Origin of the sequence: Marinobacter salexigens, from assembly GCF_002806945.1 — a bacterium.
GTDB classification, from domain to species: Bacteria; Pseudomonadota; Gammaproteobacteria; order Pseudomonadales; family Oleiphilaceae; genus Marinobacter; species Marinobacter salexigens.
On sequence record NZ_NIHC01000001.1, the window covers coordinates 235,277 to 253,534 of the forward strand.

General features: G+C 54.9%; 15 protein-coding genes. 7 read left to right on the plus strand and 8 right to left on the minus strand.

Features of this window, described 5'->3' with window-relative positions; all coding sequences use genetic code 11:
• The first annotated feature begins 22 nt into the window (after positions 1-22).
• Positions 23-1,582, plus strand: coding sequence for an inorganic phosphate transporter (locus tag CDH47_RS01080; protein WP_100637982.1), 1,560 nt, complete (start codon positions 23-25; stop codon positions 1,580-1,582).
• Positions 1,583-1,680: 98 nt separating this feature from the next.
• A complete protein-coding gene (locus CDH47_RS01085) occupies positions 1,681-1,950 on the plus strand; it encodes a hypothetical protein (protein WP_100637983.1) in 270 nt (89 codons plus the stop codon).
• A 191-nt stretch (positions 1,951-2,141) separates the two neighbouring features.
• On the opposite strand, the gene panP is transcribed toward CDH47_RS01085, so the two are convergent.
• The 4 genes from panP to CDH47_RS01105 form a co-directional block, all read right to left on the minus strand.
• Positions 2,142-3,818 carry a pyridoxal-dependent aspartate 1-decarboxylase PanP gene (gene panP / locus CDH47_RS01090; protein WP_100637984.1) on the minus strand — a complete coding sequence of 559 codons (1,677 nt, stop codon included), beginning with the start codon at positions 3,816-3,818 and terminating at the stop codon, positions 2,142-2,144.
• A gap of 173 nt (positions 3,819-3,991) precedes the next feature.
• Positions 3,992-4,339: a DUF503 domain-containing protein gene (locus CDH47_RS01095; RefSeq protein ID WP_100637985.1), complete on the minus strand. Its 348-nt coding sequence runs from the start codon at positions 4,337-4,339 to the stop codon at positions 3,992-3,994.
• A 228-nt stretch (positions 4,340-4,567) separates the two neighbouring features.
• Positions 4,568-6,268: an isovaleryl-CoA dehydrogenase gene (locus tag CDH47_RS01100; protein WP_100637986.1), complete on the minus strand. Its 1,701-nt coding sequence runs from the start codon at positions 6,266-6,268 to the stop codon at positions 4,568-4,570.
• A 2-nt stretch (positions 6,269-6,270) separates the two neighbouring features.
• A complete protein-coding gene (locus CDH47_RS01105) occupies positions 6,271-6,903 on the minus strand; it encodes a TetR/AcrR family transcriptional regulator (RefSeq protein ID WP_100637987.1) in 633 nt (210 codons plus the stop codon).
• A 247-nt stretch (positions 6,904-7,150) separates the two neighbouring features.
• Here CDH47_RS01105 and CDH47_RS01115 point away from each other — a divergent pair, with 247 nt between their 5' ends.
• The 4 genes from CDH47_RS01115 to CDH47_RS01130 all read left to right on the plus strand — a co-directional run bounded on the left by CDH47_RS01115 (position 7,151) and on the right by CDH47_RS01130 (position 12,906).
• Positions 7,151-8,182 carry a lipase secretion chaperone gene (locus CDH47_RS01115; protein WP_100637989.1) on the plus strand — a complete coding sequence of 344 codons (1,032 nt, stop codon included), beginning with the start codon at positions 7,151-7,153 and terminating at the stop codon, positions 8,180-8,182.
• Positions 8,183-8,368: 186 nt separating this feature from the next.
• The gene (gene hemB, locus CDH47_RS01120; RefSeq protein ID WP_100637990.1) at positions 8,369-9,385 is read left to right on the plus strand and encodes a porphobilinogen synthase; all 1,017 of its coding nucleotides are present in this window, start codon (positions 8,369-8,371) and stop codon (positions 9,383-9,385) included.
• Between the two features lie 69 nt (positions 9,386-9,454).
• On the plus strand, positions 9,455-11,596 hold the full coding sequence (ppk1, locus tag CDH47_RS01125; protein ID WP_100637991.1) for a polyphosphate kinase 1: 2,142 nt from the start codon (positions 9,455-9,457) through the stop codon (positions 11,594-11,596).
• Between the two features lie 23 nt (positions 11,597-11,619).
• Positions 11,620-12,906: a DUF945 family protein gene (locus CDH47_RS01130; RefSeq protein ID WP_100637992.1), complete on the plus strand. Its 1,287-nt coding sequence runs from the start codon at positions 11,620-11,622 to the stop codon at positions 12,904-12,906.
• Positions 12,907-12,966: 60 nt separating this feature from the next.
• Here CDH47_RS01130 and coaD read toward each other — a convergent pair whose 3' ends face one another.
• From coaD to CDH47_RS01150, 4 genes are all read right to left on the minus strand, one after another.
• Positions 12,967-13,449, minus strand: a complete 483-nt coding sequence (gene coaD, locus CDH47_RS01135) for a pantetheine-phosphate adenylyltransferase (RefSeq protein ID WP_100637993.1) — start codon at positions 13,447-13,449, stop codon at positions 12,967-12,969.
• A gap of 108 nt (positions 13,450-13,557) precedes the next feature.
• Positions 13,558-15,150 carry a GMC family oxidoreductase N-terminal domain-containing protein gene (locus CDH47_RS01140; protein WP_100637994.1) on the minus strand — a complete coding sequence of 531 codons (1,593 nt, stop codon included), beginning with the start codon at positions 15,148-15,150 and terminating at the stop codon, positions 13,558-13,560.
• Between the two features lie 54 nt (positions 15,151-15,204).
• Entirely contained in the window at positions 15,205-15,840 is a 636-nt protein-coding gene (locus CDH47_RS01145) for a hypothetical protein (RefSeq protein ID WP_100637995.1), read from the minus strand.
• Between the two features lie 70 nt (positions 15,841-15,910).
• On the minus strand, positions 15,911-17,356 hold the full coding sequence (locus CDH47_RS01150; RefSeq protein ID WP_100637996.1) for a coniferyl aldehyde dehydrogenase: 1,446 nt from the start codon (positions 17,354-17,356) through the stop codon (positions 15,911-15,913).
• Positions 17,357-17,534: 178 nt separating this feature from the next.
• On the opposite strand from CDH47_RS01150, the gene CDH47_RS01155 reads away from it, so the two are divergent.
• Complete coding sequence (locus CDH47_RS01155) at positions 17,535-18,215, plus strand: TetR/AcrR family transcriptional regulator (RefSeq protein WP_100638718.1); 681 nt, start codon at positions 17,535-17,537, stop codon at positions 18,213-18,215.
• Positions 18,216-18,258: the final 43 nt, after the last annotated feature.

An 18,258-nucleotide genomic window follows, 5' to 3' on the forward strand; every position in this document is an offset into this window, starting at 1 on the left:
TTCAAATGAGACCTTTTCTGTTATGGCCCGTTCAAGCGGATTTCTGGATACCCTTCTTACTAGCAAAACTACGGAACGATACCGGATCGGGTTCAGTCTGTTGTTTCTGCTCGGTGTCTGGCTCGTGGTGGGCTCCTTCAGTGAGGGGATGCCCAATAGCGCGCTGTTAATGGCTGCAGCAGTCATTGGCGGCTACATGGCGATCAACATAGGTGCAAATGACGTTGCTAACAACGTCGGCCCTGCCGTTGGTTCCGGTGCCTTGTCTCTGGGTGCCGCCGTTATCCTTGCCGGCATTTTTGAATCTGCCGGTGCACTGATTGCCGGTGGTGACGTTGTCTCTACCATCAAAGGCGGCATTATAGACCCCACAAGCCTGGAAGATGGCCGAGCTTTTGTCTGGCTGATGACAGCCGCACTGCTGGCTGGCGCTCTCTGGCTTAACCTGGCGACCTGGATGGGAGCTCCGGTGTCCACCACTCACTCCATTGTGGGGGGCGTTCTCGGCGCAGGCATTGCTGCGGGTGGCTGGGGTATTGCAGATTGGTTTGTTATGGCAAAAATTGCCGGTAGCTGGGTTATTTCACCAGTACTTGGTGGCGCACTGGCTGCCCTGCTGCTCTTTATCATCAACAAAACGGTGTTGTACCGGAAAAATGTCATTCCCGCTGCCCGCGTGTTCGTTCCCTGGCTTGTGGCCATCATGGCCTGGGCCTTCGGTACGTACTTGATGATCAAAGGTGTAAAGAAAATTATCAGGGTGGACTTTCTTGAGGCGTCACTGGTTGGCCTGGTTGCTGCTGTCATTGCATTTTTCATTGTTCGTACGCTGGCTGCGCGCAAGGCCGCGACAATGGAAAACAGCGCGGGTGGCGTGAACTCCCTGTTCACCTGGCCGCTGATATTCGCTGCAGCATTGTTGAGCTTTGCTCATGGTGCAAACGACGTAGCGAACGCAATTGGTCCTCTTGCTGCCATCAACGATGCGTTATCCAACGGCGCGATAGTAACGGCCTCAAGTATTCCGTTATGGGTGATGATGATTGGTGCTTTGGGTTTGACGGTTGGGCTCATGCTGTTTGGCCCGCGCCTTATCAAAACTGTTGGCAGCGAAATTACCGAACTGGATAAGACCCGCGCCTTCTGTATTGCACTGTCAGCGGCGCTGACAGTGATTTTGGCATCGCAGTTGGGCTTGCCTGTGAGCTCCACGCACATTGCTATTGGTGGCGTTTTCGGTGTTGGCTTCCTGCGTGAATACCTGAAATCCAATTACGCGACCCAGCTGCACAAGATCATGGAAGAGCGTGATGAAGACGATCTTGAACGCCTCAAGCCTTTTCTGGATGACTTCCGCAACGCGTCTGTAGAAGAGATGGAAAAGCTTCTCAAGCGCGCCAAGAAAAAGAAGCATGTGCCTCTGACCAAGTCAGACCGCAAGCGTCTAAAAAAGATCTACAAAGAAGAAATGGTTAAGCGATCACACCTTGTGCGTATAGCGGCTGCCTGGATTATCACAGTGCCCGCATCGGCCATTATGGCGGCTATGCTGTTTTTCACTTTGCGTGGGCTGTTTGTCTGACGTGTTGGCTGGTTGTAACACGTGGGTTTGATCATACTGTGTTTATGATACGGGAGCTTTTTGCTCCCCCGGAACTTATTTGCCCCGGAGGGTGAGGTATGAGTACACCGATTGAAAGCCGTCGTCAGGCCAAGGTGATTGATGAGCTCAGAGTGTTCATCAAGAAGGTGTTGAGCGATCCGACCATTGCGGTAAAGTCCATCGACATTGCCCGCAAGTACCGCTCGGAGCCTGATTCCGATGAACTGATCGCCCGGGAGATCAGCGCCAACACGACCATTCGAATTCCGGAAAAGTGGAGCGATGCGGATCGAATGTTTCTGGAAATTATTGACGAAGTGCTGGACGACGAAGAGGCGCTTTATTGATCATCTTTTCTTTGTGATCAGCGGTTAGAGACTAGTACAGAGCAAGGGCGGCAGAAGAGTTTCCAAAACCGTGCGGAGCCATGGATGGCGGAGCCGAGCGTACAGGGATGTATTCACAGCGTGTTTTGGAAACTCTTCTGCCGCCCTTGCGGTTTCAGAAACCGCTCACCGAATCTGCTGAGCTGCCTGCCTCAGGCCTGCTTCTGACCCTGCTCATGCTGCTTCAGCACCGCACCCGCCATCTGATGCAGTATCCTGATTTCATCCTGAATGTCTTCTTCCCCCGAAAGCTCTCGCTGCTCTTCCAGAATGTCAGCCAGTATTTCAGGCGTGGTCAGAGGGTTCGCCAGAACCACCCGGAATACAATGCATGGGAAGTGATAGTAATGCGCCGGCTCCAGACGGGTTCTCGAGACAAACGCCTTACCCCGCTCCCGCTGGGTTTTCTGAACAAATTTGGTGATGCTGTTCAGGCAGGCGTTCAGTTTTTCCGCCTGCAGAGGATCAGCCAAAGCCAAAGCTTGCTGCACGTTTTCCGGGCAGTAACGGTAGGTAAGAATGTTCAGCTCAGGCCGGGTCACCAGCTCAAAGTCTGGTTGGGCCTCGATCATTTCGGCGAAAGTGGCGGCCTTTTCAATGCCCTGGTCGATCAGTATCTCGTAGCCTTCCCGGGCCAGGATTTTCAGGCCTGAATGAATCAGCATGGACATGCCGGGGCGCGAGCCTTCCAGTGTGGTCGAGCCCAGATCGCGGGAGCCTTTGCGGATGATGTATTGGGCGTGGTGCTCAACGGCGCTGGCAAGGTCAGGGTCTTTGAACACCACCAAGCCGACACCCATAGGCACATACAATTGCTTGTGGGCATCGAAGGTAACGGAATCTGCCTTTTCTATGCCGCGCAACAAATGACGGTAACTCCTGGAAAACAGGGTTGGACCGCCCCAGGCGGCATCCACGTGAAAGTGAGCGCCGAACTCCCGCGCTATGTCCGCCATAGCGTCCAGAGGGTCTACGTTGCCAGTTTCTGTAGTGCCGGCAATGCCACAAATGGCCATAACCTTGATTTTCTGTTTCTGTAGTTCCAGGCACTTTTCGCGCAGGGCGTCGGTCTGGATTTTATTGCTGTCATCTGTGTCGACTGCCACCAGAGATTCACGGCCCAGGCCTAACACGTCCGCTGCTTTGCCCAACGAATAATGGCCACGTCGTGACACCACTATAGCGGCGCCTTCGTAGCCGTAATATTTCAGGGCGCGGAACAGGCCTTCCTGATGCAGGCCACGGAAGCTGCCTTCGGGCGGGAATGCGCGGTTACGGGCTACCCAGAGTGCGGTCAGGTTGGCCACAGTACCTCCGGAGCACATGGCGCCAAGGGCATAGCGGGGGTCGTGCATCCACTTCCGGTAAAAGGCGCCGTCTTCCTGGTAAACCAACCGGTGGATCATACCCAGAACCTGTCGCTCCATAGGCGTAAAAGCCTTGGAGGTTTCGGTTTTTACCAGGTTCTGGTTCAGCGCGATCATGATTTTCGACAGCGGCAGCATGAAGTAGGGCAGCGCTGAGGTCATGTGGCCAATAAAGGCAGGCGAGGCAGTGTGAACCGAGTTGGCAACCAGTTTGTCGAGCAGGAATTGCGCTTGCTCGGACACGAACACAGGCTTTTCCGGAATGGCATAGTCGGAAAAGTTTTTCTCGACGTCTGCAAGATCCCGTTCAACCGCAACGATATGCTCCTGCAGGAAGCCTGCAAGATTGCGGGAAATGTTCTGGTCAATACGGCTGAGCGTGGACTCCGGTGCCTCGGGCACAGTGAACACGCGATACATGGCTTCAATTGAGGCCTTGGCGGTTTTTTTCTTGCCGGTCATAGATACCACACGCAATTAGTGGTCATCCGTAGGGCAGATTCCGGGTGCCCGACGAATTCAGCCGGTGTCTGATCCCGGCATTGTTTAGATAGCGCCAGTAGTACACAGGCACGCTGACATCCCTGAGGGGGCGTAGTATACGGGCTGCTCAAATGTTGTGCCACTGGGCTTTATCAGAGGATTTCCCGGTGTATGTCGAGTATGGCAGCATCGACCTTTTCCTGAATGGCTTTCTCTACCTGGTCCAGGCGTTGGGTGATTTGCTGCGAGGAGGTTCCGAGCGCTGCGATGGTCCAGGTGGCGCAGTCGAGGGCTTCCAGGTCGGCTGTTTCGGCCACGGCCAGGTCGGGTTCTTTACCCCATACGGCGCGCAGCGGGGTGAAGACTTTGCGTTTGGCCTTGAGGTCTTCGCAGCCGTAGAGCTGGAAGTGCAGGATGAGTACGCCCACGTGGGGGGTAATCGCGGTGTTATGTTGAGGTGCTTTGCCTTCTTTGAGCAGGTTTCTGAGTGTTTCGGACATGGTTCGTGGCGCCTTGCTGTGGAGTTTGGGCGAGCGGTAGCGACCACCCGGAATACGCAGTGAATGCATCCCTGCACGCTCGTCGAAAACCGTCCCTGGTTTTCGACGATTCCGGGTGGTCGCTGCCGCTCACCCTTTCGGGTTTTGGCATGCGCCACCTCGGCTGCGCGTAATGTCGGAGGCTGTGTTCCGCCTGCTTCCCAAATGAATCGTGAGATTCCGTTTTACTTAGCCTACTACAGGCGTTGCCCTCTTGATAATAGCTGCAGCATCAATGCCTGAGGGCAGGTTGCCGTAGTTCATGCCGCCATTGGATTGTAGCCGAGAGGCACAGAAGGCATCGGCTACGGCTTTATCGCCGTTGCGTAGCAGCAGGGAGGCCTGCATCACCAAGGCCAGGCGGTCTACCAGGTTGCGGGCGCGGTATTCGAAATCGCTGATGTCTGCGAAGTCATTTTGCAGTTGTGCCAGGAATTGGTCGAAGCGACGGTCTGCGCCTTTTGCTTTGGCGGCTTCCAGGAAGAAGGCGTCGAGGCTTTCTGGCTCTTTGTGGATGGCGCGCAGGGTGTCCAGGCATTGGATGTTGCCGCTGCCCTCCCAGATCGCGTTCACCGGTGATTCGCGGAACAAGCGGGGCATGATGCAGTCTTCCATTACGCCGCTGCCGCCAATGCATTCCATGGCTTCGTAGGCGTGGTTGGGTGTGCGCTTGCAAATCCAGTATTTGCCTACGGGTGTTGCAAGGCGAGCCAGCAATCGTTCGTGTTCCTGATCCTGGTTGTCGAGGGCGTTGGCGACTCGCAGTGTGTAGGCGAGTGCAGCTTCGTTTTCCAGAGCCAGATCAGCCAGTACGTTTTGCATCAGGGGCTGGTCGATGAGCCGGCGGCCGAAGGCGCTGCGGTGGCGGCTGTGGTGGGTGGCCTGTGCTACTGCCTGGCGCATGCCGGCTGAGCTGCCAATCATGCAGTCAAAGCGGGTCATGGCGACCATTTCTATAATGGTGGGAACGCCACGGCCCTCTTCACCAATCATCCAGGCCAGTGCGCCGCGCAACTCTACCTCGCTGGAGGCGTTGGCGACGTTGCCCATTTTGTTTTTCAGGCGTTGTATCTGCCAGGGGTTTTTTGTGCCATCCGGGCGCCAGCGTGGCATCAGGAAGCAGGACAAACCACCAGGGGCCTGGGCCAGTACCAGAAAGGCATCGCACATTGGGGCAGAGACAAACCACTTGTGGCCAACCAGTTCATATGGCTGGCCAGGGCCTTTGGTTCCGGTGGGGTAGGCTAGTGTGCTGTTGGCGCGTACGTCACTGCCACCCTGTTTTTCGGTCATCGCCATGCCGATGGTTACCGAGCTTTTGTCGGAATCGGGTACGTTGCGGGGGTCGTAACTGTTGGCAAGAACTCGCGATTCCCAAGCTGCCGCTAATTCTGGCTGTTTGCGGATTGAGGGGATGGCTGCAAAGGTCATGGTTACGGGGCAGCAGTGTGCGGCCTCAACCTGGGAGTGCATGTAGTATTTTGCTGCACGGGTAACCTGTGCACCTTTACCCGGATTTGACCAAGGGCTACTGTGTAGGCCGTGCTCGAAGGCCGTACGCATCAGTTCGTGATAAGAGGGGTGGAAGTCCACCTCATCAATGCGGTGGCCAAAGCGGTCATGGGTGTTGAACTCGGGCTTGTTGTTGTTTGCCTTGAAGCCCAAATCAATGGTTGCGGCGCTGCCGGCAAGAGCGCCAAAGGCTGACAGGTCGCTTGTTGCCGTGCCAGCGCCTTCGCGTTGTACAGCCTCCTGAAGTGCGACATCCTGTTCATACAGGTTGTAGTTCTCCAGCGCTGGCGGCTGGTTGATCACTTCGTGGGTGATCGCCAGGTAGCGATCTTCATGGTTCTGTGCAGGTATTCCGACCTTTGCTTGCGGGGTGTTCATGGCTAACTCCTGGTGCCGGTCAACCCCTGTATGCAAAAGCAGATGATGGTGTCGACCAGCAGGTCATGGTTATCAGTTTCGTTTGCGGCTATCTGCCCGGTCTGAGTTGGCGATAATGGGCCAACCAGGCTTTCCGCAATGGCGCCAACCAGGCACGTGCTGCTTTGGCGGGCGTTCTGATCCGGAATGCACCCTTCTTTGATGCCTTCCCGAATCGCCTGTTCAAACAAGTCAGCGTAGGCTTTTCGATAAGCCAGTCGTTCCTCTTCAACTTTCGGGTCCACCGGTTCTGCAATGAGCGACCAGGCCATAACGGGGCCTTTCAATGCACGCTCGGCAAACTGCCGTAATGCTTTTCCCAGTTGTTCTATGGCGCTTCCCGGCGTTGCCAGAGCTTCCGTTACCTTGTCTATCTCACGCTGCGTGGCTGCCCGGAATATTTCGGCAAACAAGTCCTCTTTCGACTCGAAATGACGGTAAATCGTTCCCGTAGCGACATTGGCAGCTTTCGCAATGTGAGTAATCTTTGCGTTGCGAAAGCCGCCTTCCGCTACGCACTTATAGGTGCACTCAGCGATCCGTTGGCGTGCGGCCGCTTTGCGCAGCCGCATCTTCTCGGTTTCACGGTAAGCCATTCCGGTTCCCTATGATTAGTGAATAATGATTCATTCTTTGTTTTGAAGCAAATGCTTATTGCTTGGTCATGCGCTGTTTTTTAGAGCCATGAGTGAGGTTTTAGCTGGTCGGGGTTGGGCCTTGGCCTGTTTTTGCGCTGAGTCTCGGTCGCAAACCCTGATTCCGTTTATTATATCCGCGTAAGATGCTTCAACCCTGCTTACGGGATTGTCGCCAAGCCACCCCTGGCCGGATCTGTCCTTTACCATGAACCCTGCTTCCAGATACTCTTTTGCCATTCCCGTAATCATAGCAGTTGTGATTGCCCTCTGGCTGCTTGCTGACGGAGCCCAGGACAGGCCCACCTCTACCCGTTCTTCGGTCAGTTCCTCGGAGAAGCAAACCAATGGCCCCGATTTCTCCTCAGCGACCCCTCGAAAACCCTCAAAACTGATTGGCGCTTCCAGCGAGTTTGATGTGCCTGATCAATTGCCAGATTCGCTGGCTGGCACCTCGGAACCCGGCGGATGGGTGATAACGGATCGATTTGGGGATCTCGTTCCCACCGGGGAGTTGCGGCAGCTGTTTGAATACTACCTTTCGGCTTTGGGTGAAGAGGCGTTGCCGCAGTTGGTAGCGCGAATCCGGCAGGCACTCTCTGTATTGGAAGAGCCCGCAAGACAGCAGGCGCTTGACACCCTCGGCCGCTATCTCGACTACAAGCTTGCGCTGTCGGAACTGGAAGCTGCATACGGAGAAGCAGGGATTTCCAGCCCGGGGGAAATCGAGCGCCGGATGATGGAGATTCAGGCGCTGCGAAGAACCTGGATGGATGCACCTACTGCAGATGCTTTTTTTGCCGACGAAGAAGCAATAGACCGCTTTCAGCTCACAAGGCGAAGTATTGGCCGGGATAATAGTTTGACAGAACAACAGCGTGAGGACGCCTTCCTTGAGGCTGAAAGTGCTCTGCCCGAACCCTTGCGGCAAGCCCGGCAGGAGACGCGTAAATTTGCACGCTATGAGCAGGCGCGAGAACAGATGGCCAAGGATCCGGACGCTTTGCGAGCCTGGCGGCAGAAGGAGTTCGGGGATGAAGCTGCCCAAAGACTGGAAGAACTTGACGCAGAGCAGCAGGGCTGGAATAAGCGATGGCAGTTATACACCGAGGAGCGCAATGCTCTGAAGGCATCGGGTTTGGCTGAACCTGAGCGCGAAGAAGGTTTGAGACAGTTACGGGAAAAGTATTTTAGTGAAACCGAGCGTATTCGGGTCAGAGCTTTGGATTCCATACAGTAACAGAGTGCTCTGAAAAGCCTGTTTCCTGGACCAGCACATTGGCTGATGGTTATGTCAGGGCAAGTACCTGTATCCGTTGGTAGCCTGCAATCAGCGGCTTAGGCGGTGTATGATGGATGAAAAGGCGCCATCAGGGCGCCGGGATGTTCGATCCAACTCGTTGTTGTGCCATTCAGGAGGTTTTCTGTGCCTTTATCAACGCCCCGTGTTTTTCCTGCTACCCGTTTGCGTCGCAATCGTGCCAGCGACTTTTCCCGCCGATTGGTCAGGGAAAACCAACTGACGCCAGACAACCTGATTTACCCGGTGTTTGTACTTGAAGGCGAGGGGCAACGCGAGCAGGTACCTTCCATGCCTGGCGTGGACCGCCTGAGTATTGATCTGCTGGTTGAGCAGGCAGCGGAACTGGTGGAGCTGGGTATTCCGGCAATAGCACTGTTCCCGGTGGTTTCTGCAGAACAAAAGAACTTGTCCGGTTCTGGAGCCTGGGATTCTGACGGGCTGGCTCAGCGTGCAGTGCGGGCGTTGAAGAAAGCCTATCCGGAGCTGGGTGTTATCACCGACGCGGCGCTGGACCCGTTCACTACCCATGGGCAGGATGGCATCATCGACAATGACGGTTACGTGCTGAACGATGTCACCGTAGAAGCCTTGGTGAACCAGGCGCTGTCCCATGCGGATGCGGGTGCCGATGTGGTTGCCCCTTCCGACATGATGGATGGTCGTGTAGCCGCTATCCGTGAAGCACTCGAGTCTGCCGGGCATGTTAACACCCGGATTCTGGCCTATTCCGCCAAGTATGCCTCCGGTTACTACGGTCCTTTCCGGGATGCAGTCGGCTCTGCCGCTAACCTGGGCAAGAGCAACAAGGCGACCTACCAGATGGACCCCGCCAACAGCAATGAAGCGATCCAGGAAGTGATGATGGATCTCGCTGAAGGTGCAGACATGGTGATGATCAAGCCGGGAATGCCGTATCTGGACATAGTGCACCGGGTAAAAACCGAATTGCAGGTGCCAACATTTGTGTATCAGGTGAGTGGCGAATACGCCATGCACATGGCAGCAGAGCAAAATGGCTGGCTGGATGGCGATGCGGTAATGATGGAGAGCTTGATGTCCATGCGCCGTGCCGGAGCAGACGGCATTCTGACATACTTTGCAGTTCGTGCAGCCCGCTTGATGCGGAACCAGCAGCGCTGAACCCGTTAATGGGCCATCTGTATTCTCCGGGAACAGCCGGGCGGTAAATCAGACAGGGACTGAAACACCATGAGAGCGGAAATCGTCAGAAATCTCACAGCGGGTGGGGGGCAGAGCGTACCTGCCCCCATAGATATTCCACTCGAAGGCGAAGCGATTGATCTGGACGCCAGTGAAAACTACTTCAACCGTGAACTGAGCCAGCTTCAGTTCAACTACCGGGTACTGAAGCAGGCGCTTGATACCACGCATCCGCTGATTAACCGGCTGATTTTCTGCTGCATTTTCAGCAGCAACATGGATGAGTTCTTTGAAATACGGGTAGCCGGCCTGCGCCAGCAGATCAAGTACGGTCGGGAAACCCTGGGTGCCGATGGCATCATGCCGGAACAGGCGCTGAGTGAGATCAGTCGTGTTGCCCATGAATACATTGATGAGCAGTACGATATTCTGAATCATGTCCTGATTCCGGAGATGGAAAAAGAAAACATTCACTTCGTCCGTCGCCGTGAATGGACGCCGGAGCAGGCGAAGTGGGTGCGGACTTATTTTGATGAGGAAATTCTGCCCGTGGTCAGCCCGATTGGGCTGGACCCGTCGCATCCTTTTCCCCGGCTGGTGAACAAGAGCCTGAATTTCATTGTTGAGCTCGACGGCAAAGATGCCTTTGGTCGTGAGACAGGCATGGCCATAGTGCCGGCACCCCGCTCCCTGCCAAGACTGGTGCGTTTGCCGGATGAAGTATGCAACGGCGGTGAGAATCTGGTTTTCCTGTCTTCGGTCATCCACGCCCATGCCGATGAGCTGTTCCCGGGAATGGAGATCAAAGGCTGTTACCAATTCCGCCTTACCCGTAACGCCGACCTGGAGCTGGAGGACGATCTTGAAGATCTGGCCTCTGCACTGCGGGGTGAGCTACTTAGTCGTCGCTTTGGTGACGGCGTGCGGCTGGAGGTGGCGGACAACTGCCCTCAGGAGCTGGTGCAGTTTTTGTTGACGGAGTTTGGTCTCGGGCAAAGAGATCTGTATCAGGTTAATGGCCCGGTTAACCTCACCCGGTTAATGGCCGTTACTGGCTTGGTGGATCGCCCGGATCTGTTATATTCCAGCTTTTCGCCCAGCATCCCCCGGCAGATCCGCAGCAAAGAAACCATATTTGATGCCATTCGAAAACGGCCAATCTTGCTGCATCATCCGTTTCAGAACTTCAGCCCGGTTGTGGATTTTCTGCGCCAGGCAGCAAAGGATCCGCAAGTGCTGGCCATTCGCCAGACCTTATACCGCACCGGCGCCAATTCGGAGATTGTTGAAGCGCTGGCAGATGCTGCCCGCCGCGGTAAAGAAGTCACCGTGGTTGTGGAGTTGCGTGCCCGATTCAGCGAGGCTGAGAACCTGGAGCTGGCAAGCAAGTTGCAAGAAGCCGGCGTTATAGTGGTGTATGGCGTTGTGGGCTATAAAACCCACACCAAGATGATACTGATTGTGCGCCGGGAGGAAGGGCGCTTGCGTCGCTATGTGCATCTGGGAACCGGCAACTACCATGCAGTCAATGCGCGCCTGTATACCGATTACAGTTACATGACCTGTGATGAGTCCATCGGTGATGACGTCAACAAACTGTTTCAGCAGTTGACCGGGATGGGCAAAGCTTTGAAAATAAAAAAATTATTTCACGCACCCTTTACGCTTCACAAGAGATTACTCAGTCTTGTGGAGCGCGAAACGGCCTTGGGAGAAAGCGGGCGCATTATTTTCAAGATCAACGCGCTCACAGAAGTGCAGCTCATCAAAGCGCTGTACCGGGCCTCCCAGGCCGGGGTGCAGGTCGATCTGATAGTGCGCGGCATATGCAGCATCAGGCCCGGAATCCCGGGGCTTTCGGATAACATCCGTGTGCGCTCCATTGTGGGGCGCTTTCTGGAGCACACCCGGGTCTACTATTTTGGTAACGATGGCAAGCCCGACGTGTATTGTTCGAGTGCGGACTGTATGGAGCGCAACCTGCTGAGCCGCGTTGAGACAGCATTTCCAATTGAAGACCCGGAGCTTGTAGGGCGGGTTCGCGAAGACCTGGATACATATCTTGCGGATAACTGCCAGTCCTGGATGTTGCAACCAGATGGTAGTTACATTCAGAATCAGCCGTCTGAAGGCGAGGAGCGAGTGGCTTCGCAGCTGGTTCTGCTGGAGCGCCTAACGGCTAAACCCTGATTTTTTTTACACGGAGAGAGTTCTTGAAAGCAAAGTGGATCATTGCCGGTGCCGGTGTACTGGTTGTCGCTGGCGCAATGCCGTGGGTCGTGGGTTATGTAACCGAGCAGCAGTGGCAGCAGGTTGCCCATGAACTGAATCAGTCGCAGCCGTTTATCCAGTTGCAGACCGAAGACTATCGCAGAGGCTATTTTGGCTCGGATATGAACGGTGTTGTAGAAGTGTTTAATCCGGAGAACGCCGAAACCCGTCGAATAGAATACCGTGCAGGTGTAACCCACGGTATTACTGGCAGCTTTATTGATTTTGAGCCAGTTGAAGGCTGGGAGCCTGAAGGCGCCGACTGGTTTCAGGAGCGGCCGAGGCTGACGGTTGAGACGCGCCTTTGGGGCACCGCCGTGCTTGAGCTGGAAGTGCCGGCTATTGATGTCAGCAACCCTGAGAGTGGTGAGTCACTGAGGACCAGCGGCGGTGTTACACGGATTGAAATTAACGACACCGGCTCCCGCGCTGAAGCCTTGGTTGTCTGGCCTCAAATCAGCCTCTCCGGGCCGGATATAGACATCCGTATAGACAACTTTCGAATTGAGCAGCATATGACTCATCTGGTGGACGGTGTCTGGACCGGAACCATGGATGCGTCAATTGCTTCTGTTGTCCTGGCGCCTTCAGAAGCACCCCGTGTAACCATTGAAGCATTGCTGGCGAGCAGTAGTACGGAAGCAAAAGATGGCGGGCAGCGTCTGGATTCCAGGTTGACGATCGAAGCAGAAAAGGTGCGCTTTGAAGATCAGGCCTATGGACCTCATAAGCTGGCCTTTGCTCTGGAAAACCTGGATGTTTCGAGCTGGGGTAGTTTGAGCACCAGCATGGCTGAGCTCCAGAGCCTGGCGCTGGCACCCAATGCCGGTGGCCGCGAAGTGTTCGAGCGACAGATGACGGCCATGGGGCAGGTGAATGCAGCCATGCGAAATCTGGCAGCAGCAGGATTTTCGGTGGGGTTCCCCGAGTTGGCTCTGGATACGCCGGAAGGGGCCATCACCGGAAATTTAAAGATCAGTCATCCTGAGCTGAGCGAAGCTCAGAAAGGCGACATGTTGATGGTGATGCAGCAACTTACCGGAGATATGAACCTGAGTGTACCTGCTGCTCTGGTAGATGAATATCCGGCTGTACGTATGCAGCTCGCACCACTGGTCAAGCAGGGGGTTCTGGTTTCAGCCGGCGACCAACTGATGCTGGCGGCGAAACTGAGCGACATGATAGTGGAGGTTAACGGCCAGGAAATCCCCCTGCCGCCGCTGTTTTAAAAAGGACGTATACGCAAAGAAAAGCCCCGATCGGGGCTTTTCGTGTTACTGGCGGATGTTTCAGGCTTCGCTGAATTTTTGTTTCAGAGCCGCCTCGACAACCGGGTCGACGAACCCGGAGACATCTCCCTCAAGGGAGGCAATCTCCCGGATCAGACTTGAGGAAATGTAGGAGAGATGGTTGGAAGGTGTCAGGAACACACTTTCCAGTTCCGGCGCCAGGCTGCGATTCATATCCGCAAGCTGAAACTCGTATTCAAAGTCGGAAACCGCCCGTAAGCCGCGTAAGATCACTGTGGCGTTCTGATCGCGAACAAAGTCTGCGAGCAAATAGCTGAAGCCGGTCACGCTGACATTCGGGATGCCGGCAGTTGCTTGTCGCACGAGTTCGCAGCGCTCTTCCAGGTCGAATAATGGCTGTTTCTTGGAATTGTAGGCAACGGCAACCACCACCTCATCAAACAGGTTGCTGGCTCGTTTGATCAAATCTGTATGGCCGTTGGTGATCGGGTCAAAGGTTCCCGGATAAATGACTTTAGGCATGCACAGCTCCTTAATTAACAGGTACCCAGCGTATCAGCATTTAATGAGTTTCTGTAGCGCGTGTCGGAAGCCCGGCGCTGGTGCACCGCAAGCCGCCTGCCAATAATGCTATGTCTGCAATCGCTGAGCCAGCCGGGTGCTGTTCCGCGCAGCCAGGGCGTAAACCGATAACTGCGGGTTAGCACCAATGCTGGTAGGGAAAATCGAGGCATCGTGCACGCTGAGATTGCTCACCTGATGGTGTTCACCAAAACCGTTGACCACAGAATTTTCCGGTTTGCTGCCCATAACGCAGCCCCCCATCTGGTGAGCAGTGAACAGGCGGACCCTGTGAGGCGCCATGGCAAAACCATCAATAGCGGCTTTTGCGTCGGCCCAACTGGAATACCAATCGGAGTCCAGATGCATCAAGCGCACTTTGTCTGCGCCGGCGGCAAACTGAATTTCAGCCATGGTGTAAAATGCGTCACGAAGGCCTTTCCACAGGTAGTCACTGATCGGGTAATCCAGCATTGGGCTGCCATCGTCCCGCAGAGACACAGTACCGCCGGGGCTCTCTTCGTGAAAACCGTCCCGCATGAGGGCGATAACCGACTGCATCCAGGGTAGTCGAGCCATGTTTTTCGCCTGTTCGTCGCCATGGCCGGGAACAACACCGGCAGACATGGCCGGATGCAGGGGTGGCACTTCCAGTTTGTAACCAATCTCTCCATCTACGCCGTTGCGGAAGTTGAACTCATCGGAATAAACGGACTGCGGCGCACCGTAAAACGGGTCCACCAGTTTGGGCATTTGCGCAACGCTGGCGTTAACCGGGTGTATAAAGGAGCGCTTGCCAACACGTTCATAGGGGTCAGGTACTTTGGAGCGAAGCAGCAAGCCAGGCGAACCTATGGCGCTTGCCGCCACCACAAAGTGCCTGGCCTTGAGTGTTACCATAATCTTGCCAGGGGTGATGCCATCGCTGGCCATAGCGGTAGCTTGCAGGGATTCGATCCGGTCCTGGTTCATCACCAGTCGTTCGGCACGCAGCCCGTGGTACATGGTTGCGTTGTTGTCCAGAGCACCGGGAATGGTGGTCATCAATGCGCCTTGCTTGGCGTTGGTTGGGCAGCCTACGCCGCAGTAACCGAGATTCCAGCAACCATTAACGTTGCGCGGGATGATTTGCCAGCTAAATCCAAGCTTCTCGCATCCTTGTCGAAGTATGTCGTTGTTCAGGTTGGGGTCCATATCCCAGGGTGACATAGAGTGGCGGGTTTCACGGCCATCAAACCACGGAGCCATGGCATCAGGGCTCAGTGCGTCAAGGCCAAACCGCTTACCCCAGTAGTTAAGTGTTTCGTCGGGAGTGCGAAAGCTGCTGGTCCAGTTGACCGTTGTAGAGCCGCCAACACAGCGTCCCTGCAAAATCGCAATGGCACCGTCTTTTGTGGTGCGGCTCATGCCTTCCTGATAGAGGTTTGCGTAGGACGCAAGTTCGTCCATTTTGAAATCTTTCTGATAGTACAGGCGGCCCTCCTCAACCAGAATGACGGAGAGCCCGCTTTTGGCGAGAATTTCAGCGGTGGTGCCACCACCTGCCCCGGTGCCCACAATAACGACATCCGCCTCGGCAGTATGATGTTCGGTAAGCGTGGCGCTGTCGATAACTTTCCAGCCGGATTCCAGGCCTTGGGCAATGCGATCGTTGAACGGCATTATGGTGGCTCCCTAATATAGACAAAGCAGCGGGCTAAAGCTGCAGGCTGAGCGTCAGATGTTGCGGAATTGTGGCAGGGCTTGCACGGCCCACTCGGGTGGTCCGGGATACCCGGAAAGCTGCCAGTTCTCCTGGTGGCCGTAAAACGCCACATTGCTGATTTTGGTCAGAGCTATGTAGCCGTTATTGAGAAGGCCGATGCGGCTTGTGCGCCAGCGTTGCAAAAACGCATCAGCCTGCTCGGTTGTGACGTTACGCCAGGCCGGCCAGACCCGTGCAATGGTGGCTCGGGTAAGCCCGAAGTTGAGCAGGTCAAACAGTTGCCTGAGCTCTTTCTGGTTAGCTGGGCCAAATTTATGAATGCCTGCATCTATGCGTTCCACTGTGCTGGCAATCGCCATGCGCCTGGCGCTGGCTTGCTCCGGCAGCGCGGAACCAAGAATGGCCGGGAGTAACGCTTCAAACAGCTCTATGTCATCCGTTGTCAGAAACTGGAAGCGGTAACGGGCGTCCATGCGGCTTTCAACGGCACCAAGCCGCCCGGCGGGCGCCGTTGCGCAACCGCTGAGCCCTGCAGTTAAACTAACTGTGCCCAGAAACAATGCGCCACCCAGGCCGGTGCGAAGAAAGTTGCGCCGGTCCAGGGATGCACAGTGTAAGCCTTCGGATTGGGTGAGGAGGTCAGTCATAATCGGCTCGCTCTTGTTTTGTTTATAGCCATCGCCGGGGCAGGCTTGCCCCGGTTGTCGTTCAAGATGCTTAGCGGATAAAGAACTTGTAAATCATTTTGTGAGCAGAAGTCCCGTATGGGGGATAAACAAACTTCCCGCTGTTGAACTTCTGTTTGGCGAAAATGGCACGCTGATGCGAGAAGGTCAGGAAACCTTCCTTACCATGATAATGCCCCATGCCGGAATCGCCCACACCGCCGAAGGGGAGATCGTCCTGAGCAACATGCATCAGAGAGTCGTTAATGCACATGCCTCCGGAAAGCGTGTTGTCGATCACCTGGTGCTGTTGACCCCGGTCGTAGCCGAAAAAGTACAGAGCTAATGGACGTGGGCGATCATTGATGAACTGGATTGCTTCGTCCAGATTGCCATAGCTCACAATCGGAAGGATCGGGCCGAAAATTTCATCCTGCATGAGCTTCATCTCTGGCGTGGTTTTCAGTACCAGAGTTATTGGAATCTTGCGGGTTCCGTCACTCATGTTTTCTTTTGCCGGGTTTATTTCGATCAGTTCGGCGCCCTTGGCTTTGGCGTCCTCAAGGTAACCTTTCAGGCGATTGTACTGACGTTCATTAATGATGGCTGAGTAGTCATCGTTATCCCGCAGTGAGGGATACATTATTGACAGCTGCGTTCGAAATTCATCAACAAAGGCCTGGGTGCGATCCGCCGGGCAGAGCACGTAATCCGGCGCTACACAGGTCTGGCCGGCATTGAATGCCTTGCCGAACGCGATGCGTTGGGCTGCATCTTCCAGGGGAACATCCGGAGATACTATGGCGGGTGACTTGCCGCCCAGCTCCAGGGTTACCGGAGTCAGGTTATCAGAGGCGGCGCGCATTACCAGCTTGCCAACGGAGGTGGAGCCGGTGAACAGCATGTGGTCGAACGGGCGCTCTGAAAAATCAGCGGCCACGTCAGCCTCACCCGTAATGACCGCGACCAGATCTTCCGGGAAGTTGGCCTCAATCAGCTCTTTGAACAGTGCCGAGGTGTGAGGTGTGAATTCGGACATTTTGATCATGGTGCGGTTGCCGGCTGCAAGTGAAGCAACCAGAGGCCCCACTGCCAGATACAGCGGGTAGTTCCAGGGCACTATCACACCCACAACGCCTTTTGGCTGGTAGCAGACCTTGTTGCTGGCGGGCCGGAACAGGATGGATACATGGCGGCGGGATGGCTTCATCCAGCTCTGGAGATTCTTCTGGGTGTAGTTGATGCCCTGGATAGAAGGCATGACTTCAGCAATCAGGGATTCATCCCGCGAGCGGCAGGAGAAATCCCGGTCTATCGCTTCCAGAATGCGGTCCTGGTAGGACAGCAGTGCCTGCTTCAGGCGCTCCAGGTTTTCCTGACGCTCGGCAAGTGATGGTGTGGGGTGATCGTGAAACGCCTGCTTCTGAATCTCGAAAACCCGATGGGTTTGCTGAATGTGATTTTTGCTTTCGGTGAGCTGAACAACGCTGGCACCCATAGATGTCCTCCTTTCCGGCTCTGTCGCACTGCGGCAGGCGCCTTAATTTTGTGATGGCGAAAAAACGCTCAATTTGCACTTTGAGGTATTATTAGAGTATATACTCTAGGGAGTCAAGCGGCTCCAGTGGCTAATGAGGCCATCTGTGAGCAGCACAACAACAAATGCTGATGAGCTTATGAAAACCAGAGACAAAATCTTGCTGGCGAGCCTTGAACTGTTTAACGAGCAGGGCGAGCGAAACGTAACTACCAATCATATTGCGGCGCATCTGGCGATTTCGCCGGGTAACCTCTATTACCACTTCCGCAACAAGTCCGACATCATTTACGAGATATTTCAGGAATATGAAAAGCTGGTGGATTACTACCTCGACATTCCTGATAACAGGCCACTGAACCTGGATGATATGACCTTTTATCTGGAGTCTGTGTTCGACGGGCTTTGGAGCTATCGCTTTCTCCACAGGGACCTTGAAAATCTTCTGGACCGGGATCAACGCTTGCGCACGGACTATCAGAGGTTTACAAATCGGTGCCTGGCGGCGATAAGCCGAATCTTTGAGAAATTGGCAGATGGCGGCGTTCTTGAGCCTCAGCCAGAAGCTTTGCGAGCTGCCATGTCACTGAATGTATGGTTGATAGTCACCAACTGGATGGCGTTTCTTAAAACGGCCCATGCAGAAAAGACTTCGGCCTGCATGACGCTGCGAGAGCTGAAACAGGGCATTTATCAGGTGCTGACACTAGAGATTCCATATGTCATGCCAGCCTACCGCGAGCAAGTAATGGAGCTGAGGGAAAAGTATCGGCCTATGATACCTGAGCAGACAGGTGAGCCAGTGGATGTTGTGGGCTGATTTCACCTCCGACATCGGCGGAAGTAGTTTCAGGAGCAGATGT